Below are 19,619 nucleotides of genomic sequence, written 5' to 3'. Positions count from 1 at the left end.
TTTAAACTGATAATGCTATGGCTCACCACCACCAGGAAGAACACTTCACTGGCTCAGAATTGCTTCGAGATATTGTAATTGGCATGTCTGACGGACTTACCGTTCCTTTTGCGTTGGCGGCGGGCCTCAGCGGCACCGTGAAGGATGTAAACCTCATAGTGATCGCCGGCCTCGCAGAAATTGCTGCTGGCTCCATTGCCATGGGACTCGGTGGTTACCTTGCCGGTAAAACGGAGCAAGACCATTACAACAGCGAGTTAAAAAGAGAATATGAAGAGATAGAAACCGTGCCAGACAGGGAACGGGAAGAAGTGGAAACCTTCTTTGCAGAATTAGGGCTTAGCCGTGAGCTTCAAGAAAAAGCAGCCGCGGAGCTGATTACAGACAAAGACCGCTGGGCCGACTTCATGATGAAGTATGAGCTGGGCCTCGAAAAGCCTGACCCAAAACGTGCTACTAAAAGTGCGCTGAATATTGGGCTGTCTTATATTATAGGCGGACTAATCCCCCTCATGCCCTACTTCTTCGTTAGCAACGGCATCGAAGGGTTGAAGATATCAGCCATCATCACTATTATCTGCTTGTTTAGCTTTGGTTATGTGAAGAGCCGCTTCACTGGCCTGAACCCACTCACTGGTGGTATCCGTGTAGCCGTTATCGGTACTATCGCTGCCAGCTGCGCGTTTTTGATTGCGCGCCTGATCGGCGGGTAATTTGTTTCACGCAAAGCAGCATAAGGGGCAAAGCAGCAAAGTATTATGTTTGTTATTTAAAAACAACAAAACATAATACTTTGCTGCTTACTTAATAATAACATTTCTAGGTCTTTGCTGCTTTGCGTGAAACAAACAAAAAAGCGCCGCAGGCGCCTCCGCTAGAAAATCAAAAATTATCCACTTGCAGCTTAAAATTGTTAAAGCACTCCCACAACAATAAATAATTCAGCTGTATCTGATAATTTTGCAGTTCAGGATTAAAGTCACAACAGCACATGGAAAACAAAAGTCTGAAAGGAATCCTATTAGCGATAGCAGGGGCTTCATTGTGGGGCGTTTCAGGAAACGTAGGACAGTTCCTGCTCCAGAACAAGGGAATCAACGTAGAATGGCTCATTACTGTCAGGCTGCTCATTGCAGGCACCTGCCTGCTCCTCTTTGCCAGAACAGTAGAAAAAGCACCCATTTTTGAAATCTGGAAAGATAAGACCAGTGCTATACAACTACTGGTCTTTAGTATTACGGGAATGCTGGCGGTACAGTACACCTACTTTGCAGCCGTTGGGTACTCCAACGCAGCCACGGCCACTGTATTACAATATACCGGCCCGGTAATGATCGTGGTATACCTCGCCATGAAAAAGAAAGCCATGCCTAAGGCGGTGGAACTGCTGGAGATATTGCTCGCAGTAGTAGGCACTTTTCTGCTGGTAACACATGGTAATTTCCATACCTTATCTATTTCTGTAACAGCGCTGCTGCTGGGATTCGCCTCCGCGATCGCGCTGGCCATCTATACATTACAGCCTGCGGAGCTGTTAAAAAAATACAACGCCGCCGCCGTTACCGGATGGGGCATGCTCTGCGGCGGTATCGCCTTCAGCTTTGTACATGCACCTTGGCGTGTATCTGGTATCTGGGACATGCAAACTGCTATCGGCGCTATATATCTGCTCATACTCGGAACCGTAGTACCCTTCTATGCGTATATGTCGGCCGTTAAAATAATCGGCGGTCAGAAATCAAGTCTGCTCGCCACCGCAGAACCACTGTCGGCAACCATTCTGGCAGTATTATGGCTAAACACCTCTTTTACGGCCATCGACTGGATCGGCAGCCTCTGTATCATCACCACCGTGGTATTACTCACGATCAGGCATAAAAATGTGGCGGTATAACACTGGCGCATAAATAAAAACGGCGTCTCTATTGAATAGAGACGCCGTTTTTATTTATGAACAAGCTTAGCAATGTGCTTTTGCAATATATAACGTTGTCGTATAATCGAAACTCACCTTCCCCTCCTGCTGGTATTCTTCGAAGATACTGTCAAGCAGCTGCAACATAGGAATACTTTTTACGTCATCTTCAGCAGGAACAAAAGACGTAGATAAGAGGCGGCCTTTCAGCGTTTCATAATCCAGGACTTCCGTGCTGGAAAACACCACTTTCTCAAAAGGACAAGGAGCAAAGAAAGCAGTCGTTTTCTTCTCAGCTGCCACGTCGCGGCCATCATCAGAATAGTCGGTACCAAAAGTTGCCAGCAGCTTTTCATATGCCTTCGCAAAGCCGGTACTTAGCTCCCTAACATTCCACATCAAAATAATATAGGCATCCTTTTTAGCGATACGCTGAAACTCCAATTTGGATTCCTGCTGATTAAACCAATGAAAGGATTGTCCGGCTAAGACAATATCCACACTATTATCGGGCAGGTTGGTATGTTCCGCAGCGCCTTTCACCGGATGAAAGCCATCGTATTGATGTAGCAAGAACTCTGCTTTTGCACGCATTGCATCGTTTGGCTCTACGCCATAAACGGTATGTCCGTTTTTAAGAAATAATAAAGAAGAAATACCAGTACCAGCGCCTATATCAGCGATAGTATGGCCGGCATTCAGCTGTATACGGCTGGTCAGATAAGGTAATATTCCGGCGGGATAGCCCGGGCGATAACGTGCGTAGTTCTCTGCCCTGTTAGTGAATCTGGTCGTATTGTTCATGGGTTATAACTGTCTTAAAACAGGTGGATGATGATATAATTTTTTCTACTGGTACAAAATAATCGTATCTGTATTTAAATGTAATTTATTGATCGCATATCTTACTATAAATTTTTTATTAAGAAATAATAATCTGTACTTATCCTCTGGATAAATAAAAATACCACTGCTATTAAATTGCAGGCAGATGATTTATTATGCGTTGATAATCATCTGTACCAGCATATTAAATGACATCGAAACGATTGCGTAGTCCTGTACTCCGGCTGGAGATAATATAGAGTTAACACAGGAAATAACATCACTGCAATTTTATTTGATTACATTAGTTTATGTAGAAAGGATTAACCCGTAGCGATCATTGTAGCCTTATTTTTTGACCCGTTAAAATCATCATTCATCATTTATAAATCCCGTTATACAATCACCTGTAACGTCTTGTAACCCGTATTATTCACACATAAAAATTATCTTATGAATCGTCTTATGGAATTTGACGATAGCAGCGCCCTTGTCTTCCAAAGACCGTCCCTTAAGTCAGTAAATGAAAAGGAGTTAGCCACTATGCCTGTATACAACATTCTATGCGGAAAGAGTGCTGGTCTGCCTTTCGACTATCTCATGACTGATATTTATTCGGGATGTCTGCCTATCAAGAGTATCTGCTATGGCAACTGCTCCGCAGCAGAATATTGGATCAACAAAGGTCATGATTTTGGTTCCCGCCACATCAACAATTTCGACGAAAAGCTATTCAGGCAATCTATTGAACAGTTACCCGCTGATCAGAAATGGTTACGCCAGGGATGGGTGTCGGATGTTTCCCTCTCTCATAAAGCATGGGAGCTATTGGCCTCCATCACTGATATCCTGATGGAACATAATATCAGACTGGTTATCATCACCAAAATTTTCACGCACCCTACAGAAGAAGTGATGCGCAAACTCGCTGCCAACAAAGCAGAAATTCGTGTATCCATTTCCGCTATCGACACAAAAAGAGAGATCGAAAAAAGATTTGAATTTTTACATGAGTACAGAGAAGTTGGCGGCCTTGCAGTTCCCTATCTCATGTCATTCAAATTTACCGATGAAGCCCTGCGCAAAAACCAGGAGCTGATCGTAGAACAAATTATCGCCGATGATTACATCGCAGCAGAACACCCACTCCGATTAAGTAATGATAACTCCGGACTGGAAGGCGCTGACACCGAAAGACACTACCATCCTAAATTTGCGGACCAAACCTGGTTTGGCCGTCTCTATAGTGAGATAGGTAATTTCATCATGCCACCGCCGACCTTCCTGCCCCCTGCACATGCATTCGATTTCATAAGATATTCCGAAGTAGTTAAAGCTGGCGTCACTTTTAACTTCAACAACCTGCCTACCTACAAAGATCTCATGGAAAAAAATTTAATTCACAATAATACTTTCGATCATGCAAGTTACGACGTTAAGTAAAGACCTCTCTACCTTCGCAGCAGACGAAGCTGAGATCCTGAACCTGATCTCTGAACCACTCGCCAAACAAGGATATGCTGTGGCCAATATTGGAGATATTTCTGCAGATACACTACTTTCAGTTGCCTACTATTTTGGCGAAGTAATTCCTATCGGCAGAGGTAATGATCATATCACAGAAATACGTACCAGCGCGTCTGTAGGCTCTAAAAACGTACCCCTCCACAACGATAAATCATACTGGCGCATACCTCCTAAATATCTCATTCTCTATTGCCGCGAATCCAGTGGCTTTGAGAACAATCATATGCATGTTTCTGACATCCACGGCGCATTTGAAAAACTGACGGAAGAAGAAAAACTCAACCTGACAGATCGTAGCCTGGATATCTTTCACCCTTCCAACAGAAGCAGCGGTACCCTCGTGGGCAAGCTGGTAAATTATCTCAATGGAGATGTGTTCTACCGCCTGCGTTCCGACACCATTACCAAAGACTGGCAAGAATTCAATAAATGGGAACAACTCGTAATAGATAATCTCATCGAAGTACCTTTCAATCCGGGCACCATCCTGATTATGGATAACTGGACATTTGCCCATGGAAGAAGACTCAACTCCGTAGAACAGGGCTTCTCCAGGACTATCAACAGGTTGCTTATCATGTAGTCGTTACCGTTATATCAATTGTATTCAAGGAAGAAGACCTTCGGTGATACCGAAGGTCTTCTTCCTTGAATAACCCATCGTGTGAATTTTACAACAATCTGATTGATGTTTACAATTCAAAATTGCCTACAGCCACCGACCTTTGCTTAAAATAAATTGCAATGAACCTCAGCAACAACAAAATTCTGATCACAGGTGGAGGCAGTGGCATAGGATTAGCCATGGCCGAACGTTTCATCCAGGAAGGCAATACAGTAATCATTTGTGGCCGACGCCAGGAAGCCCTGGATGAAGCTGCTGCTAAACTCCCAGCACTCATTACCCGTAAATGCGATGTAGGAGATGAAAGTCAACGCCAGGAACTGAAAGATTGGATAGCAACGCAACATAGCGATCTTAACGTGCTAATAAATAATGCCGGCATTCAAAACTGGATGTCGCCAGCGGACCCGGCATTCTACCAGAAAGCCAAACAGGAAATCGCTATCAATATAGAAGCACCTATACACCTCACCACCTTGTTGATGGAATTACCGGCGCTACGTACTATCATGAACGTTACCTCCGGCCTCTCCTTTTTACCATATACGAAAGTACCGGTGTATTCGGCCACCAAGGCATTTTTACACTCGCTCACCGTATCACTCCAATACCTACTGAAAAGCAGGAATATTGAAGTCATTGAGATTATACCACCAGCCTTGAATACAGACCTGGGCGGTAAAGGGCTGCATGATCATGCACCAGCAGTCAGCGAATTCATTACGGCTATTTTTGAACAGTTAGCGGAAGGCAAGAAAGCGCTTACTTTCGGTTTCACTACAAAAGCCAGTGTTGCCGGACAAGAAGTGCTGGAGCCAATATTCAATCAGCTGAATCCAGCTAATTAATATCAATAGAAAATAGTAGCGCCTCTATTATACAGAGGTGCTATTTTATTTAGTGAGCGATTCTTTAATTTTAATCAACTGCCCCAACATAGCCGTTCGTGGCACTTTTTCCAACATATTAAGCTCCGCAGCCATTGCCGCGATGGCAATATTCAAAGTATCAATTTCTGTCGGCCTGCCATTATTGAGATCCTGCAAAGTGCTGATCAGCTGTCCATCAGAAGATTTACTGATTTGTAATAGTGTATTTTCAATATCCGCAGCTTGCAGTGGAATGCCTTTAGCAGCTGCGACCAGCACACATTCCCGGATTATTTCAGCAGCTATTTGCATCGCAGCAGCGTTCCGGTGGAAGATGCCATTGTCTGCTTGCAACAACGGACAAACAGAATTAAACACACTGTTGGCAATCGCTTTTTTCCAGGTGATGGGCTGTATATCAGTTGTAGCACTGAAAGGAAAATCATCAGTGTTGATCAGGACAACAATTTCCTGGAGTAAGCCTGGCTCACCTTTAACTACCCCAACCTGTGAAACCGCTACCGGCTTAAATCTTACTCGTTGCTCGTCCATGTTCTGGCTGGTAGCAAACAATACACATCTATAAACGTTCTCAAAGCCGGGCTGAAGGAATGGTTGTTCCACATTCAATCCGTTCTGCAAAATCACTAGTGGCATATTTACACCTATACTTTGTAAGGTAGCTGCCAATGTTGCGTTACCAAAAGATTTGGTGGTGAGTACCAGCACGCCTTGCTGGCCTTGCAGTGCATTCAGTGGTAATATTTCAATCCCTGCATCTACCTGGGACCCATCGGGCAATTGCACTTCCAGCTGTTGCTGTATAGTAGCACCTTCCTGTAAACGCCCCCTGACCAGTTTAACGTTAGCGCCTCTACGTTGTAGAAATACCGCCAGCGCTTTACCAATGGCGCCATAGCCTACTATGAAAATTTGTTTGTCTTGATGAAGCATGTCCTTCCGATTGTGTTTACAAACATTGTTCTTCTTCAAAAATAGTATATAATTATATGCAGATGTAATGGCGGGAGATATAGTTTTAGTTGCTGACAGATAACCCATATTCCTCAATTTTACTGCCGTAAAAAATTTTCATTCAATACCACAGGGTGTTTCCAGTCATATTCTCCATTTTTTCAAAAATAAATTTGCGTAGTCAAATGACTACATATATATTTGTAGTCAAATAGCTACACAATGAATTTAAGAAGAGATGTATTTCAGGCAATAGCTGACCCTACAAGGAGGGCGATACTGTTATTGGTAGCTGCACAGGCGATGACGGCGGGGGCCATAGCGGCCAATTTCGACACGGCCAGGCCTACCGTATCAAAGCACCTGCAGATACTCACCGAATGTGAGCTGCTGAAGCAGGAGCAAAATGGCAGGGAGATCTACTATCATTTAAATCCTAATAAAATGAAAGCAATAGCTGAATTCCTCGAGCATTTCCGTCAATTCTGGGACAACAGGTTCAACAAACTGGAGTCTATCATGAAAAATTACAAACCCAAAAAATAGTATACTATGGAACTGAAAACCAAAGTCACCGCAGCGGAAGGCCGCCAGGACCTGTTCATTACCCGGGAATTTGAACTGCCGGTAGAATTACTGTTCAAAGCCTACACAGAAGCAGATATCGTAGGGCAATGGATGGGCACAAATGTATTAAAGCTGGAAAACAAACAACATGGCAGCTATCAGTTTGAAACCAAAGACCAGCATGGTACCGCGGTATTCCGTGCCAATGGCGTAATCCACGCGATCATAGAAAACGAACAGATTGTGAGGACATTTGAAATGGAGAATGCTCCTTTCGGCCCTACGCTCGAATTCCTCCGCTTTGAAAGCACTGGAGAAGATACCAGCAAACTGGTGATGCATGTCATCTATGAAAATAATGATCGCAGAGATCAAAACCTGAAACTTCCTTTCAGCAAAGGTATCAACTTCGCTCACGACCGTCTTGAATCCATCGTTCGCCAAATAAAAAAATAATCTCATGAACAACACAAAAACAGGAAAAATCATCTACTGGATAGCAACCCTATGGCTGGCACTCGGCCTCGTTTCCACAGCATATGTACAACTTAGTGGCATGAAAGCCGAAAACGATTTCATGACGGAACTGGGATACCCCGTATATGTGTTGCAGTTACTCGGTATTTGGAAAATATTGGCCGTAATAGCTATTCTGATTCCGCGCTTTCCATTAGTAAAAGAATGGGCTTATGCAGGCTTGTTTTTTCTTTGCACTGGCGCACTCTACTCCCACCTTACCTTACACGAAGGCTTCAGTAAAATTTATCCCTGCTTATTGATATTAGCATTAACTTTAATTTCGTGGTTTTTAAGACCAGCAAACAGAAAGATTGTCGTAACTGCCTAAAAATACTGCGCTATGAATCCTAAGGTTGATTTCTTCTTTGATGAAGCTACCCAATGGCAGGAGGAATATGTACTTCTCCGCAAAATCGTGCTGGAATGTAAACTAACCGAAGAGCTCAAATGGGGCTGTCCCTGCTATACGTATGAAGATGGTAACGTAGTACTCATACACGGCTTCAAAGAATACTGTGCGCTGTTGTTCTTCAAGGGCGCACTGATGAAAGATCCTGAAGGGATACTTATTCAGCAGTCAAAAAATGTACAGGCTGGCCGACAGGCACGTTTTACCAATGCCAAAGAAATACAGCAGCTGAAAAAAACGCTGAAAGCCTACATCCAGGAAGCGAAAGATATTGAAAAAGCCGGATTGAAAGTGGCGATGAAAAAGACGGAAGACTATGATGTTCCGGAAGAGTTTCAGCAATACCTGGATAAAGATGCCGAGCTAAGGCGCGCCTTTGAAGCCCTTACCCCTGGCCGTCAACGCGCTTATCTCTTCTTCTTCGGGCAGCCAAAAACATCCAAAACCCGTGAAGCCAGAGTAGAAAAATCCATTGGCGCCATTCTCGACGGCAAAGGATTAAACGATTAACCATAAACGTTATAACAAAAAAGGATGTCTCTATAACCAAACGAGACATCTTTTTTTGTTATTTTTATACTGCTGTTTTTTCGCAACATCAATCGTTGCTCATCTCCCCAAAAAACATAATTATGCAGACAATCCTCGGTTCCAGCGGACAGATTGCCATTGAGCTGGCTAAAGCGCTGAAAGCGAATTTCAGTGATGACATCAGACTGGTAAGCAGAAATCCGCATAAGGTAAATGATACGGATACACTGTTTCGTGCTAACCTTCTGGATGCTGCTCAAACAGACAACGCAGTGCAGGGCAGCGAAATCGCCTACCTGACCGTTGGCTTACCAATGGACACTAAGCTATGGGAACAACAGTTTCCGGTGATGATGAAGCATGTAATTACTGCCTGTCAAAAATACCAGGTCAAGTTGGTGTTCTTCGATAATACGTATATGTATCCTCAGGATAATCGTATTCAGACAGAGGATATACCGTTTGAACCAGTAGGAAGAAAAGGGCGCGTAAGAGCGCAGATCGCAAACATGCTGCTGCATCAGATAGCAGCAGGCAATGTAAATGGCGTCATCTGCCGGGCTCCTGAATTTTATGGGCCAGGCAAAACGCAGAGTATCACCAACACATTGATCTTCGATAAAATCCGGACGCATAAAACGTTGCGTGTTATGTTGAGAGATGATACCAATCGTTCACTCATATGGACGCCGGACGCGGCGCGTGCCACCGCCCTGATAGGCAATACACCCGCGGCTTTTAATCAAACCTGGCATCTCCCCTGCACCCAACCTATTACCTATAAGAGCCTGATAAAACTCGCCGAAGAAATCTATGGCAGACCATTGCCTTATAGCATCATTCCAAAATGGCTGGTAAATACTGGCGCCGTGTTTAGTAAACAGTTAAAAGAATTACAAGAACTACTGCCGCGGTATACTACCGATAATTATTTTGATTCAACGAAATTTCAGCTGCGCTTTCCCGACTTCCACATTACTGATTATAAAGAAGGGGTCTCACAGCTGAAAAGAGCATCATAAATATTGTACAGTCTTAACCGTTAAATTGCCGCAGGTGATGATCGGTATGTTTATATGACATCTGGCAGACCTGGTCTCTTGTCAGTTTTCCGAAGAAAGGATGCGTAAAGCCTGTATCAGTATTCACTGCATTTTCTTCGATGACGGCTATCCAATGCTGCTTTTGGGAAGAGAAGTCCGTCGATGGCACCACATCGATTTTGATTTCAGGGCTGGTGGGTGTATTACGGGTCAGGCGCGTATCATCTTTTAATATGTTGCGCAGTACAAACCTGCCAAAGATCCTGCCCATGAAGGAGCGTTTTGTTTTGATTCGGCCTAAAGCCATTTCTTCCCAAAGGATACAATGATGCAGCATTTGCTTTACATCCATCTTTCCCCATTTCGCTACTGCATTAGCATCCAGCATCTGAATGCGATGAAATAACGCTGTTCTGGTAGCCGCATCGCGGGTTGTTTTCATAATTGTAGCTAGTTAAAGTAAATGATTTGCATGGATGATTAATCCCTAACAAATGTAGCCTACAGGAAGAAGTTACAGGGTGGTAGATTGCGACTATTACAGGGGGGATTGCGTACTCGACAATTTCTACCCAACTTTAACAATTCAGGACCATAGTATCCGTTATCTTGCGTGAAATTCAGTAGCATACATGAAATATCTGTTAGGCGCCTTATTCGCCGTTTTATTAAGTACCAACACCTTATTCGCACAGCAAGACAACCTACAGTACCCAGAGCTAAAAGTAAAAGAGGACTACGCAAAATCCGAATTGCTTTTTCAACAAGTGACAGACTGGCTTACTGACACTGATCTTGACAAACAACCGGACGTAAGACAAAAATCCAGCGCATTTATTCTGTCATGGCTAATGGGCTCTCCTACCGTTACATTTCCGGTGGATAAACATACCGTAGACTTATTTACCGATAATCCAAACCTGTTGATGATATACGCTGCCAATTATGGTAATTATTGTATCAGCAATAAAGAAGATAAATCTTTTGTTGCACCCGCAAAAGCAGGCCTACAAGCCGTTGTGGAAGTCTATAAAAAAGGAATTGCCATCACCCATACAGCATTACTGCAAGCATTGGTAAAAGCTGCTGATGCAAATAAATTGGACGATTATATTACGAAGAATATGAAGGGGGAGATTAAAGCTAAAGGCTAACAAGAGGGCAGCATCCGGTGGTATGGATGCTGCCACTAAAAATTAATTATTTATCAAGACTTACAGCAGGAATCGGGTAATTCCCTACTGCTTCTAATAGGGCGTTCCTGTTGCCTTTCAGGCTTTTCAGGTATTGCTCGATATTATCATCGTAGGCTCTTTCAGCCACAGATAATAGCAACACACCAGGTTTGCTATTATTTTTTAAAGCAATATACCGATATACATTCCGTTCCAGGATACTCACTTTTTTCCCATCAGGCGTATTCGCGCTTAATAGAAAATCCAGTAGGATCTCCCCGTCTTTCTCATATACTTCGTAATTGACAATTGGGTTGCTGACTTTGAGTTTTTTCAGTTCCTCTACCTTGGCAGCAGCAAGGTCCCGCGGAGTAGCCGTTCCCGTTAGTACATCTATCGACACCATCTTCTTAAATTTCTCCACATGATCGCCCTGGGTGAGATATTCCTGCTTATAATAATTTTCAGCAGGGTGAGATGACCATACCAGGTTATACGAGGCATTCTGCATCTTCACGGGGCCTGGTATATGCAAATAATCTTTGGCTTTTCCAGGGTCCTGTGCAAACATGGTCATACAGAAAGATAAGGCAGCTACGGTTCCTATAGCTTTTTTTACATGATTCAACATACAATATGGGTTAAGTCAACCGGACATTTCCAGTATTAAAGAGATACAATAATAGTTAAATTCTATCTATAACCTTGATTCTCTGATGAGCATTGCTTTTTCTAAAATAAATTTTGCGCAACCGATTAGTTGCGTATATTTGCAACTGAAAGGTTGCGAATAAAACCTTGTTTCTATGAGACGGGATGTTTTCCAGGCAATTGCAGACCCCACCAGGAGGGCAATTATCCTGCTGATAGCATCACGGCCAATGACACCCACTGCGATTGCAGCGCATTTTGCGATCAGCAGACAAGCGGTATCCAGGCATTTGCGCATACTAACGGAATGTCAGCTGTTGCTGCAGCAACAGGCAGGCAGAGAAATAATCTACGTACTTAACGGAACAAAAATGAAGGAAATAGAATTATGGCTGGAACAGTTTAGAATCATCTGGCAAGGCCGATTTAATGAACTCGACCAGGTACTGTTAACAATAAAAAATCTAAACATATGAACCCGAATTTAGCCTTTGATTTCTCTGTGAATAAAGAGAAAAAAATGATCAACATCCAACGTGAATTTGCTGCGGAAGTACCTTTAGTATGGAACGCCTATACGAAAGGAGATATGCTAGACCAGTGGTGGGCGCCAAAACCCTGGAAAGCCAGAACAAAAAGTATGGACTTCCGCGAGGGTGGCATCTGGTTGTATGCCATGATTAGTCCGCAAGGAGAAGAACATTGGTCTATTGCTGCTTACTCCAGCATAACGCCACAGCAATCATTCACCGCCCTGTATTCTTTTACAGATGATGCCGGACACATTAACAAACAACTGCCAGAAGCGCATTGGGTCGTAACTTTCCTGCCAAAAGGCGAACACACCATGGTGGATTTCGTCATTACTTATGAAGATCTCGCGCAATTGGAAACAATCATTAAGATGGGCTTCAAGGAAGGGTTGGCTATGGCTATGGAAAACCTGGACCAAATACTGGCAGAAAAATAAAGCACATAATTATTTCAATTATTTCCAGCGTCCTATCAGACGCTATCACACTTTGCACTTAATTGATATGAAAAAAATAATGCTGTTTATTGTACGTCTTTTGTTCGGATTAATGTTTATCAACATAGGTCTCAACAAATTTTTCCATCACTTACCTCCGCCGAAAGGCATGACGGAAAGTATGATGAAAGTAATGGCCGCTTTCATGACAATTGGCTGGTTAATGCCGCTGGTAGGTGCTTTCGAAATCATTGGTGGTATACTTTTTATCATTCCGAAAACAAAGGCATTAGGCGCAATCATTATGGTACCTATTATGGTGGGCATCATACTCTCCGCTATCAATCAGCTGCCATCCGTATTACCAACGGTTATAGTCCTTGCACTGATTAATCTTTGGGTTATTATTGAAAACAGAGCAAAGTATCTTCCAATGGTAAGATAATATTTGCCCAAAATATGTCAGCGCGTACTACGTAAAGTATATGGTATGCTGCGTTTGCCAGGAGAAGGAGAAAGCATCGAACAGCCGAACAATCATTACAATGGGACTCAAAGGAAGGTCTGGCGATGGAAAAAATAAACAGGCTGATTTATTTTATTTATTTTCGTAGACTTTTAAAAATCTCCATCACCTTTTTGCATCCAAAAAAATATGAAAAAAACAATCCTATTTATTGTCAGTCTCTTGTTTGGATTAATGTTCATCAATGCTGGACTCAACAAATTCTTTAATTACATGCCGCCACCTAAAGACATGCCTGAAAGTATGTTAAAAGTATTTGGCGCGTACATGACTATCGGCTGGCTGATGCCGTTGATTGGTATATTTGAAATTGTTGGCGGCTTGCTTTGCATTATTCCAAAAACAAGAGCATTGGGCGCTATCATCATTCTGCCTATCATGGTGGGTATCGTACTTACGGCTATCTATCAGATGCCAAGTGGCTTACCAATGGCCGCTGTGCTGGCGGTGATTAACCTTTGGATAATAATAGAAAACAGGGCGAAATATCTGCCTATGGTAAGATAATATTTGCCGAAAATATAAAAGGGTGTACTGCGTAAAGTAGTACACCCTTTTTAATGCCTTCCATTAAGACGTCATAATTCCATATCATTTATTGGGTCCCAGAAGAGTTTTCTAAAGTCGACTACTTTCCCATTTTTCACCTTAATTCCTTCTGCTTCCAGTTTTTTTGCGCGAGTACCATCATCACCGCTTAGCAGCCCAATACTATTGACTACCCGCTGTACCGGTACGGCAGGTTTTACGCCATCTACATAGCCCATGGCACGTCCTACCATGCGGGCACCGGCTTTCAATCCCATAGCTTTTGCAACAGCGCCGTAGCTGCTCACACGGCCTTCGGGAATGGTCCTTACAATATCAAAAATTCCTTGAAAGAGTTCTCTTGAATCAGTAATTTTTCTTTTCATTTAAGCTATTGCATTTGTACACAATAATACAACTTTAGGAGTATTGGCAAACATCTTCTGGCGCTTATTCTCCCCTATTTCATTTTGCTAATGGACGAACATATTCTACCAGTGATAATAAAAACTTTCCTGGTTCTTCCATAGGAAGCAGATGGCTGCTATTTTCAAACCAGATCCCTTTTTTATAAGGAGCCTTCACTTTTTCCAACCAGGCGGCTGTAGGCGCAGATGGTGTGGTATAATCATGACGTCCCATGAACATCAGCACCGGTATAGGAAAGTTTGTCACCTGCTTATAATCTACCTTCAAAAATTCTGGTAGTATCCTCGACAGCGTAAAAATATTTCCTTCATCGATGCCACGTACTTCTGCCCTGCTATATTCCGGCGATAAATAAGGCGCGCGGAAAAAATACAAAGGCACATCCCTGTAAGCACCAAGTCCGCCATAGGTTTGCGGCCACTTCCGGGCAATAATGATTCGTTCCCTGGTTACAGGCTTATTGCCCGGATATGGTGCAATAGATTCCAGTTCGCGGATGGCAGTGGTGTCGTTTCTCCTCCTCGCCTCTGCCAATCCAAACTCAAAGCTTACCGCTTCATTGTCCATCACATTGATGGCTTGTCCTACACCGATGTAGGCATAGTACAAATCCGGCCTTTTCAGCGCAGCGCCCATCGCCACTACGGTACCCCAGCTATGCCCCATCAGTATCACCTTGCGTTTATGATATTTCTTCAATAGTATTTCTGTCAGGGCAATAGCATCATCAATATAACTGGAGATATGAATCGTATTACCTAAACCGACTGTATCATTTGCCAGAAAGGTTTTACCTGCGGCACGCTGGTCATAGTTTACCATGGTGAAATACTCTTCTACCGGCCGTTGGAAAGTCCACATTACTGGTGCTAACGGAGAAGCAGGGCCACCGTGTACAAACAGTATGATGGGATTTGCAGTATCTTGTCCGCGAACGTATACCCATTGACGTAATCCACCTATTTCCGCCTGAAAATCCTCCTGAATACCGGCAGGACCCAATATCTTACTGATATCGGCAATAATGCTTCGTCCTCCGCTGTATCTCTCAGTGGTGTCTTTTGATTGTGCTTGAGCAGATAGGGACGCATACCATAATATAGCCACCAGCAGGGTGTGTATTCTCATAAACTGTTCAGATTTTGGTTATGGGAGATCTACAATATTGGCAAAACAATATTGGTTGTCATTGCGACAACAATCTCTAAAATAACAAATCTTTGTTTAATAAAATCTCACTAAGCAGCTAGCTTACAAATTATGCATGATCCATAAAAGCATGGTTCGCGCTACATACAGCAGGCGTCAATACTGGAATTCGCATATAGGAAGATGACCAACAATAAAAACTAAGCTTTCCCTTCTTTGTCGGCGTCGTTCATTGGTTCATCTTCATCCTCTTCCGGATAGTCTTCATGCTGATCCAGGATAGCATCCCAAAGTGATTCGTTATTTACATACGGTGTAATGGGTGTGGGAGGATTTTCATTTTCCGGATTGTCTTTTTTCGTGGTTTTCTCCTTTGCCATGGTTATTTTATTTATGATCCTAATCTTAAGACATTACAGTGAAAATTGCTTGCATCTGGTTAACAACTTTTCTACTGCAATGTTGAGGTAACAAAACAGATATATAAATCTCAATAGATCAATTGTTGTGCCGGCTTAATTGTTTTTTCTTCCGGCACAACATTTTTTATTGTTCTTATCTACTGCGTTTCCATAACGCTGTCAGGTATTTTCTGACAGGTTCATCGTAAAATTTCATCACAAGGAAAGCAAATGCCGTTAAAGCAGGAATGGCGCAGCTAATAATAATTACAAGTTGTGTTGTATCAGGTTTATACAGGTTATAATAATTCAAGAATATAAACAATGCTGCATAATGAGTCATATACAGCGGGTAAGATATTTTCCCTGAGATGTTGCAAGCCCTTGCGGCATAGGTCCCTGGCAGGCATCCTGCGCCTAATGCAACGATCAGCGGGAAGTAAAAGATGATGACTAGCAATTCTGCCAGTGCATTTAATTTAAAAGAAGGCAGTAGCAATCCACAGAGTAAGAGAATGGATATGCCCACAAAGCCAATTTTATTTTTGATGATAAACTGATATCTGTATACCAGCATACCAGCCAGGAAGGAATATGCGACTCTTACGCCACCATGCCACCAGGTATCTTTGCCCCAGCCTCCCATGAGGTTTCCGGCGGAGTAACCTACATAGCATAGCGCCGCAGCGGAGATAATGGCGAGTATCAGTAAGATATGTTTATTCAGGCGATAGAGCAAGGTTGCATAAACGATGTTCGCTACATATTCCCAGAACAGTGACCATGCCGGCGCGTTCAAACCAAATTGATTGAAAGACCTTTCTGCCATTACAGGAAAAGGTATTAGCAGTGCAGAAGCGATGAATATCACGATGATTCTTCCCGCGTTATATCCTGCGGGCACGGCCAGGAAGGGGTCGAACAGGAATGCGAGCAGTCCTAGTATAGTACCTAGCAGCACCAGTGGGTGCAGGCGAATGATCCTTGCGATGAAGAATTCTTTCAGACCCATAGTGGCGATACGGCTATCATAGGCATACGCAATGACAAAGCCACTGAGACAGAAAAAGAAGTCAACTGCCAGAAAGCCATGTCCGGCGAAGTTTTTACTATAATCAGAGATAAACATCTCCATGAAGTGGTATAATACTACTACGATAGCGGCAATTCCACGGAGTCCGTCCAGTACCTCATAATGTTGTTTAGGCTGCAATCCTTTCTTATTCAGTCCGGCAGCAGACATTGTTCCTGTTTCCATACTTAGCGTGCATATAGTTGATTGGGACAAAATAATCAACCTGTGGTATTTATACAAACATTTTGGTTTAATGGTATAGGTAGGTGGCTGAATGGTTGTCTGGAGCATTTTTGAACAATATTTCAAATTTTGAACACTGTTCAATATATTTGCAGAATGGCAGGAAAAAAAGAATTACAGGAGCAGCGCGTGCGCGGTTATTTCATTGCCGCCACCAAGGAGATTTTAAAGAGCGAGGGGCTGAAAAGTGTGAGTGTGCGCAATATTGCGGACAGGGCGGGTTATTCGTTTGCTTCATTATATAATTATTTTAAAGATGCCAAAGACCTGGTATTTCTTTGTGTGCATGACTTTCGGGCGGAATGCATTGCCTATGCACAGGAGCGAGCGCAGAAGCAGACCTTGGGCGCCAGGCACCTGAAAGCCGTTACCCTGGCGTATATGGAGTACTTCATTCAGTATCCGGGTATCTATGAATTATTTTTTAATGAGAAGTTGAGTGATATCAGCGGCAGCGGCGACACTACGCAGCTGGTGGTAAGCTTATTAGAAGACTTGACTACGGCCGACTGGCAGCAGTTGGTAGCACAGGGTATTATCTCCGGCAAAGAGGCGGCTTTCCGTAAGGAGGCCTTGCTGGCGGGAACTACCGGTATACTCGCGCTATACCTTAATCGTCGCTACCCTGCTACATATGAAGACTTCCTTCACAAAGCAAAACATTTTATTGATCAGCAGTTAAAATAGGCATGATGAGTTCAAAGAAAGAGTTAAAGCAGCAATTCAAGGAAATGGAATTCCGCAAAGGCGTGTACCAGCTGCGTAATATTCACAACAACAAATTATTTATAGGCAGCAGCATGGATGTTGACCGTGCATGGAATAGTCTGCGGGTACAATTGATGAGTGGCAACCATGCTAATACAGCATTACAGCAGGACTGGAATACCTATGGTGAGGCAGGATTTGCGTATGAAATAGTAGAAATTCTGAAAGTCCCTTCAGATCCTCAGGCGGACATAAAAGCGGCGTTAAAAACGCTGGAAACCCTTGTTATGATGGAGTTGACGCCTTATGCTGACAAAGGCTATCATGTACAAAAAAGCCAAGCATAGCCCGTGGATTCAAACAAAATTTCAAAAAAACTTACATAAAAAGTTGATTATGAAATAGTTTTCCCTATCTTTGCGTCCCAACACAATGAAACACAAACATCATTGTTTGATTCCGTAGCTCAGTTGGTAGAGCAATACACTTTTAATGTATGGGCCCTGGGTTCGAGTCCCAGCGGGATCACAGACAAGAATATCAAAGGTTATTAAGGCCGCTTGAATCACAGGATTTAAGCGGCTTTTTTGTTTTCTCTATTAAAAGGCGAATCATACTAAACGAATCTGAAAGGTTACACAAAACAGTTTTACCTTTTAGTGTATTCTTTTTTCTGGTAAAGGCTTATCAGTAAAGAATGTTACTTGGTTTCAAATAAGGAAAAATGTTTTACTCGTCCAATAATTCTTTTTCCATTTCTTCAATTGTGGGAAGTTGAGTTTTAAGGTCATCAGGAATTATTTCGGATAACTCAAAAGAACTAATGCCAATAGGTTTATTTAAATCGCGAAGAGCATATTCCACTTCTATTTTATCTTTTAATCGGCATAAGATTATTCCGATGGATGGGCTATCCGTTATGTGCTTTAATTTACTATCTACCGCAGAAAGATAAAAGTTCAACTTGCCTGCATATTCAGGTAGAAATTTTCCTGCCTTTAATTCTATGACTACGAAACAACGGAGGTGCAGATGATAAAATAACAAACCCAGGAAATAGTCTGAATCACTGATTTCTAATTTATATTGACGGCCAACAAAAGCAAAACCCTTTCCCAGCTCCAGCATAAAGTAGGTAATCTTCTGAGTTAGGGCAAGTTCAATCTCCCGCTCCTGCGCATTCTCTTCTAATCCGAGAAAATCAAAATGGTATGGATCTTTAATAGTCTCTGCTGCCAGATCAGACTGTGGTTTAGGAAGAGTTGATTCGAAATTGTGATCAGCCTTTCCTTGTCTTAAATGATAATTATGTTTAATATTAATTTCTAATTGATTCCTGGACCAACCATTTTTGTGGGTGGCTTTGGCATATAAAACTACTATTTCAAGGTCTTTAACTTTAGAAATTAACAGTCGTTGGTACGACCATGGCAATTGTGCCACAGGCTGTGGCACAAATTCAAATTGATGAGAAAAGAAAACATACCATTGTCTGATTGTATACAAATTTCTGCGAGAGAATCCATTGATCTGTGGGAAACTTTTTTTAAGATCGATAGACAGTTGTTCCAGAAAATTTTCTCCCCATTTGTATTCAGTTTGTTTGGAGACAATTTCCTTTCCTAGTTCCCAATAAAGTTCTATTAAAACTATATTGAAATTGGAAACTGCCTTTAATTGAGCTTGTTTTACCTTGTTTTTTATATCCACCAGCCATTCTCTATAAGCTTTGTTGGTCATTTTAAATGTTTTCCATTTTGAAAGCAATCGTAGTCTTTACAGCTGAAAATTAATGAGTCGTTGTCCAGGAAAAGTCTTTGTTATGTGAATAAATGAAGGTTAACTCACCAATAACATTTTTTAATGTAAAAATGATAATTGACGTTTAAAATTGAATATAAGTTTTCAATCCGGTACAAAGTAAGCTAATCCAGAAGTATACAAATTCGGATACACTAG

General features: G+C 42.4%; 26 protein-coding genes and 1 tRNA gene. 18 read left to right on the top strand and 9 right to left on the bottom strand.

From position 1 onward, the window contains the following. The first annotated feature begins 17 nt into the window (after window positions 1-17). A complete protein-coding gene (locus ACE38W_RS15750; protein ID WP_375832204.1) occupies window positions 18-713 on the top strand; it encodes a VIT1/CCC1 transporter family protein in 696 nt (231 codons plus the stop codon). Between the two features lie 278 nt (window positions 714-991). Further along, window positions 992-1,894 carry a DMT family transporter gene (locus tag ACE38W_RS15745; protein ID WP_375832203.1) on the top strand — a complete coding sequence of 301 codons (903 nt, stop codon included), beginning with the start codon at window positions 992-994 and terminating at the stop codon, window positions 1,892-1,894. Window positions 1,895-1,960: 66 nt separating this feature from the next. Here ACE38W_RS15745 and ACE38W_RS15740 read toward each other — a convergent pair whose 3' ends face one another. Then, window positions 1,961-2,719 carry a class I SAM-dependent methyltransferase gene (locus tag ACE38W_RS15740; RefSeq protein WP_375832202.1) on the bottom strand — a complete coding sequence of 253 codons (759 nt, stop codon included), beginning with the start codon at window positions 2,717-2,719 and terminating at the stop codon, window positions 1,961-1,963. 474 nt (window positions 2,720-3,193) lie between these two features. Here ACE38W_RS15740 and ACE38W_RS15735 point away from each other — a divergent pair, with 474 nt between their 5' ends. The 3 genes from ACE38W_RS15735 to ACE38W_RS15725 all read left to right on the top strand — a co-directional run bounded on the left by ACE38W_RS15735 (window position 3,194) and on the right by ACE38W_RS15725 (window position 5,740). Further along, window positions 3,194-4,183: a hypothetical protein gene (locus ACE38W_RS15735; RefSeq protein WP_375832201.1), complete on the top strand. Its 990-nt coding sequence runs from the start codon at window positions 3,194-3,196 to the stop codon at window positions 4,181-4,183. After that, window positions 4,161-4,850: a TauD/TfdA family dioxygenase gene (locus ACE38W_RS15730; protein ID WP_375832200.1), complete on the top strand. Its 690-nt coding sequence runs from the start codon at window positions 4,161-4,163 to the stop codon at window positions 4,848-4,850. The genes ACE38W_RS15735 and ACE38W_RS15730 overlap by 23 nt, the downstream gene beginning before the upstream one ends. 161 nt (window positions 4,851-5,011) lie before the next feature. Next, window positions 5,012-5,740 (top strand): SDR family oxidoreductase, encoded by a 729-nt coding sequence (locus tag ACE38W_RS15725; RefSeq protein WP_375832199.1) that lies wholly within the window; start codon window positions 5,012-5,014, stop codon window positions 5,738-5,740. A 45-nt stretch (window positions 5,741-5,785) separates the two neighbouring features. Here the strand turns inward: ACE38W_RS15725 and ACE38W_RS15720 are convergent, their stop codons facing one another. Further along, complete coding sequence (locus ACE38W_RS15720; RefSeq protein WP_375832198.1) at window positions 5,786-6,715, bottom strand: ketopantoate reductase family protein; 930 nt, start codon at window positions 6,713-6,715, stop codon at window positions 5,786-5,788. Between the two features lie 243 nt (window positions 6,716-6,958). Here ACE38W_RS15720 and ACE38W_RS15715 point away from each other — a divergent pair, with 243 nt between their 5' ends. The 5 genes from ACE38W_RS15715 (at window position 6,959) to ACE38W_RS15695 (ending at window position 9,784) form a co-directional block, all read left to right on the top strand. Next, the gene (locus tag ACE38W_RS15715; protein WP_375832197.1) at window positions 6,959-7,282 is read left to right on the top strand and encodes an ArsR/SmtB family transcription factor; all 324 of its coding nucleotides are present in this window, start codon (window positions 6,959-6,961) and stop codon (window positions 7,280-7,282) included. Between the two features lie 6 nt (window positions 7,283-7,288). Further along, a complete protein-coding gene (locus ACE38W_RS15710) occupies window positions 7,289-7,759 on the top strand; it encodes an SRPBCC domain-containing protein (protein WP_375832196.1) in 471 nt (156 codons plus the stop codon). 4 nt (window positions 7,760-7,763) lie between these two features. Further along, the gene (locus tag ACE38W_RS15705) at window positions 7,764-8,150 is read left to right on the top strand and encodes a DoxX family protein (protein ID WP_375832195.1); all 387 of its coding nucleotides are present in this window, start codon (window positions 7,764-7,766) and stop codon (window positions 8,148-8,150) included. Between the two features lie 12 nt (window positions 8,151-8,162). Further along, window positions 8,163-8,741 (top strand): YdeI family protein, encoded by a 579-nt coding sequence (locus ACE38W_RS15700; RefSeq protein WP_375832194.1) that lies wholly within the window; start codon window positions 8,163-8,165, stop codon window positions 8,739-8,741. 122 nt (window positions 8,742-8,863) lie between these two features. Next, window positions 8,864-9,784, top strand: coding sequence for an NAD-dependent epimerase/dehydratase family protein (locus ACE38W_RS15695; protein ID WP_375832193.1), 921 nt, complete (start codon window positions 8,864-8,866; stop codon window positions 9,782-9,784). Between the two features lie 13 nt (window positions 9,785-9,797). Here ACE38W_RS15695 and ACE38W_RS15690 read toward each other — a convergent pair whose 3' ends face one another. After that, the gene (locus tag ACE38W_RS15690) at window positions 9,798-10,247 is read right to left on the bottom strand and encodes a DUF1569 domain-containing protein (RefSeq protein WP_375832192.1); all 450 of its coding nucleotides are present in this window, start codon (window positions 10,245-10,247) and stop codon (window positions 9,798-9,800) included. A gap of 190 nt (window positions 10,248-10,437) precedes the next feature. Between ACE38W_RS15690 and ACE38W_RS15685 the strand changes: the two genes are divergently transcribed. Continuing rightward, complete coding sequence (locus ACE38W_RS15685) at window positions 10,438-10,959, top strand: hypothetical protein (protein ID WP_375832191.1); 522 nt, start codon at window positions 10,438-10,440, stop codon at window positions 10,957-10,959. A gap of 46 nt (window positions 10,960-11,005) precedes the next feature. Here the strand turns inward: ACE38W_RS15685 and ACE38W_RS15680 are convergent, their stop codons facing one another. Then, window positions 11,006-11,611: a hypothetical protein gene (locus tag ACE38W_RS15680; RefSeq protein WP_375832190.1), complete on the bottom strand. Its 606-nt coding sequence runs from the start codon at window positions 11,609-11,611 to the stop codon at window positions 11,006-11,008. Window positions 11,612-11,786: 175 nt separating this feature from the next. Here ACE38W_RS15680 and ACE38W_RS15675 point away from each other — a divergent pair, with 175 nt between their 5' ends. The 4 genes from ACE38W_RS15675 (at window position 11,787) to ACE38W_RS15660 (ending at window position 13,634) form a co-directional block, all read left to right on the top strand. Continuing rightward, window positions 11,787-12,107 carry an ArsR/SmtB family transcription factor gene (locus ACE38W_RS15675; protein ID WP_375832189.1) on the top strand — a complete coding sequence of 107 codons (321 nt, stop codon included), beginning with the start codon at window positions 11,787-11,789 and terminating at the stop codon, window positions 12,105-12,107. Continuing rightward, window positions 12,104-12,601 carry an SRPBCC domain-containing protein gene (locus tag ACE38W_RS15670; protein WP_375832188.1) on the top strand — a complete coding sequence of 166 codons (498 nt, stop codon included), beginning with the start codon at window positions 12,104-12,106 and terminating at the stop codon, window positions 12,599-12,601. Before ACE38W_RS15675 ends, ACE38W_RS15670 begins: the two co-directional genes overlap by 4 nt. Window positions 12,602-12,668: 67 nt before the next feature. Next, a complete protein-coding gene (locus ACE38W_RS15665; RefSeq protein ID WP_375832187.1) occupies window positions 12,669-13,046 on the top strand; it encodes a DoxX family protein in 378 nt (125 codons plus the stop codon). Between the two features lie 210 nt (window positions 13,047-13,256). Further along, window positions 13,257-13,634 carry a DoxX family protein gene (locus tag ACE38W_RS15660; RefSeq protein ID WP_375832186.1) on the top strand — a complete coding sequence of 126 codons (378 nt, stop codon included), beginning with the start codon at window positions 13,257-13,259 and terminating at the stop codon, window positions 13,632-13,634. Between the two features lie 71 nt (window positions 13,635-13,705). Here ACE38W_RS15660 and ACE38W_RS15655 read toward each other — a convergent pair whose 3' ends face one another. From ACE38W_RS15655 to ACE38W_RS15640, 4 genes are all read right to left on the bottom strand, one after another. Further along, on the bottom strand, window positions 13,706-14,041 hold the full coding sequence (locus ACE38W_RS15655; RefSeq protein WP_375832185.1) for an MGMT family protein: 336 nt from the start codon (window positions 14,039-14,041) through the stop codon (window positions 13,706-13,708). Between the two features lie 79 nt (window positions 14,042-14,120). Next, entirely contained in the window at window positions 14,121-15,212 is a 1,092-nt protein-coding gene (locus ACE38W_RS15650) for an alpha/beta fold hydrolase (RefSeq protein ID WP_375832184.1), read from the bottom strand. 221 nt (window positions 15,213-15,433) lie between these two features. Beyond that, a complete protein-coding gene (locus tag ACE38W_RS15645; RefSeq protein WP_375832183.1) occupies window positions 15,434-15,613 on the bottom strand; it encodes a hypothetical protein in 180 nt (59 codons plus the stop codon). Window positions 15,614-15,788: 175 nt separating this feature from the next. Next, window positions 15,789-16,892: an acyltransferase family protein gene (locus ACE38W_RS15640; RefSeq protein WP_375832182.1), complete on the bottom strand. Its 1,104-nt coding sequence runs from the start codon at window positions 16,890-16,892 to the stop codon at window positions 15,789-15,791. Window positions 16,893-17,048: 156 nt separating this feature from the next. Here ACE38W_RS15640 and ACE38W_RS15635 point away from each other — a divergent pair, with 156 nt between their 5' ends. The 3 genes from ACE38W_RS15635 (at window position 17,049) to ACE38W_RS15625 (ending at window position 18,188) form a co-directional block, all read left to right on the top strand. Then, on the top strand, window positions 17,049-17,639 hold the full coding sequence (locus ACE38W_RS15635; protein WP_375832181.1) for a TetR/AcrR family transcriptional regulator: 591 nt from the start codon (window positions 17,049-17,051) through the stop codon (window positions 17,637-17,639). 5 nt (window positions 17,640-17,644) lie between these two features. After that, window positions 17,645-18,007: a GIY-YIG nuclease family protein gene (locus ACE38W_RS15630; RefSeq protein ID WP_375832180.1), complete on the top strand. Its 363-nt coding sequence runs from the start codon at window positions 17,645-17,647 to the stop codon at window positions 18,005-18,007. Window positions 18,008-18,115: 108 nt separating this feature from the next. Next, window positions 18,116-18,188: transfer RNA gene (locus tag ACE38W_RS15625), tRNA-Lys, on the top strand. Between the two features lie 201 nt (window positions 18,189-18,389). On the opposite strand, the gene ACE38W_RS15620 is transcribed toward ACE38W_RS15625, so the two are convergent. Then, the gene (locus tag ACE38W_RS15620; RefSeq protein ID WP_375832179.1) at window positions 18,390-19,400 is read right to left on the bottom strand and encodes a YhcG family protein; all 1,011 of its coding nucleotides are present in this window, start codon (window positions 19,398-19,400) and stop codon (window positions 18,390-18,392) included. Between the last annotated feature and the right edge of the window lie 219 nt (window positions 19,401-19,619).

Source organism: Chitinophaga sp. Hz27 (genome assembly GCF_042263525.1).
In the GTDB taxonomy this organism is placed as follows: Bacteria; Bacteroidota; Bacteroidia; order Chitinophagales; family Chitinophagaceae; genus Chitinophaga.
The sequence above is the reverse complement of the archived record's forward strand: the minus strand, read 5'-3'. Positions and strand labels throughout refer to the sequence as shown.

Excerpts from the sequence above, each read along its gene's own strand:
- ACE38W_RS15750 (WP_375832204.1), top strand. The coding sequence starts at position 18 with ATGGCTCACCACCACCAGGAAGAACACTTCACTGGCTCAGAATTGCTT.
- ACE38W_RS15745 (WP_375832203.1), top strand. The coding sequence starts at position 992 with ATGGAAAACAAAAGTCTGAAAGGAATCCTATTAGCGATAGCAGGGGCT.
- ACE38W_RS15740 (WP_375832202.1), bottom strand. The coding sequence starts at position 2,719 with ATGAACAATACGACCAGATTCACTAACAGGGCAGAGAACTACGCACGT.
- ACE38W_RS15735 (WP_375832201.1), top strand. The coding sequence starts at position 3,194 with ATGAATCGTCTTATGGAATTTGACGATAGCAGCGCCCTTGTCTTCCAA.
- ACE38W_RS15730 (WP_375832200.1), top strand. The coding sequence starts at position 4,161 with ATGCAAGTTACGACGTTAAGTAAAGACCTCTCTACCTTCGCAGCAGAC.
- ACE38W_RS15725 (WP_375832199.1), top strand. The coding sequence starts at position 5,012 with ATGAACCTCAGCAACAACAAAATTCTGATCACAGGTGGAGGCAGTGGC.
- ACE38W_RS15720 (WP_375832198.1), bottom strand. The coding sequence starts at position 6,715 with ATGCTTCATCAAGACAAACAAATTTTCATAGTAGGCTATGGCGCCATT.
- ACE38W_RS15715 (WP_375832197.1), top strand. The coding sequence starts at position 6,959 with ATGAATTTAAGAAGAGATGTATTTCAGGCAATAGCTGACCCTACAAGG.
- ACE38W_RS15710 (WP_375832196.1), top strand. The coding sequence starts at position 7,289 with ATGGAACTGAAAACCAAAGTCACCGCAGCGGAAGGCCGCCAGGACCTG.
- ACE38W_RS15705 (WP_375832195.1), top strand. The coding sequence starts at position 7,764 with ATGAACAACACAAAAACAGGAAAAATCATCTACTGGATAGCAACCCTA.
- ACE38W_RS15700 (WP_375832194.1), top strand. The coding sequence starts at position 8,163 with ATGAATCCTAAGGTTGATTTCTTCTTTGATGAAGCTACCCAATGGCAG.
- ACE38W_RS15695 (WP_375832193.1), top strand. The coding sequence starts at position 8,864 with ATGCAGACAATCCTCGGTTCCAGCGGACAGATTGCCATTGAGCTGGCT.
- ACE38W_RS15690 (WP_375832192.1), bottom strand. The coding sequence starts at position 10,247 with ATGAAAACAACCCGCGATGCGGCTACCAGAACAGCGTTATTTCATCGC.
- ACE38W_RS15685 (WP_375832191.1), top strand. The coding sequence starts at position 10,438 with ATGAAATATCTGTTAGGCGCCTTATTCGCCGTTTTATTAAGTACCAAC.
- ACE38W_RS15680 (WP_375832190.1), bottom strand. The coding sequence starts at position 11,611 with ATGTTGAATCATGTAAAAAAAGCTATAGGAACCGTAGCTGCCTTATCT.
- ACE38W_RS15675 (WP_375832189.1), top strand. The coding sequence starts at position 11,787 with ATGAGACGGGATGTTTTCCAGGCAATTGCAGACCCCACCAGGAGGGCA.
- ACE38W_RS15670 (WP_375832188.1), top strand. The coding sequence starts at position 12,104 with ATGAACCCGAATTTAGCCTTTGATTTCTCTGTGAATAAAGAGAAAAAA.
- ACE38W_RS15665 (WP_375832187.1), top strand. The coding sequence starts at position 12,669 with ATGAAAAAAATAATGCTGTTTATTGTACGTCTTTTGTTCGGATTAATG.
- ACE38W_RS15660 (WP_375832186.1), top strand. The coding sequence starts at position 13,257 with ATGAAAAAAACAATCCTATTTATTGTCAGTCTCTTGTTTGGATTAATG.
- ACE38W_RS15655 (WP_375832185.1), bottom strand. The coding sequence starts at position 14,041 with ATGAAAAGAAAAATTACTGATTCAAGAGAACTCTTTCAAGGAATTTTT.
- ACE38W_RS15650 (WP_375832184.1), bottom strand. The coding sequence starts at position 15,212 with ATGAGAATACACACCCTGCTGGTGGCTATATTATGGTATGCGTCCCTA.
- ACE38W_RS15645 (WP_375832183.1), bottom strand. The coding sequence starts at position 15,613 with ATGGCAAAGGAGAAAACCACGAAAAAAGACAATCCGGAAAATGAAAAT.
- ACE38W_RS15640 (WP_375832182.1), bottom strand. The coding sequence starts at position 16,892 with ATGGAAACAGGAACAATGTCTGCTGCCGGACTGAATAAGAAAGGATTG.
- ACE38W_RS15635 (WP_375832181.1), top strand. The coding sequence starts at position 17,049 with ATGGCAGGAAAAAAAGAATTACAGGAGCAGCGCGTGCGCGGTTATTTC.
- ACE38W_RS15630 (WP_375832180.1), top strand. The coding sequence starts at position 17,645 with ATGAGTTCAAAGAAAGAGTTAAAGCAGCAATTCAAGGAAATGGAATTC.
- ACE38W_RS15620 (WP_375832179.1), bottom strand. The coding sequence starts at position 19,400 with ATGACCAACAAAGCTTATAGAGAATGGCTGGTGGATATAAAAAACAAG.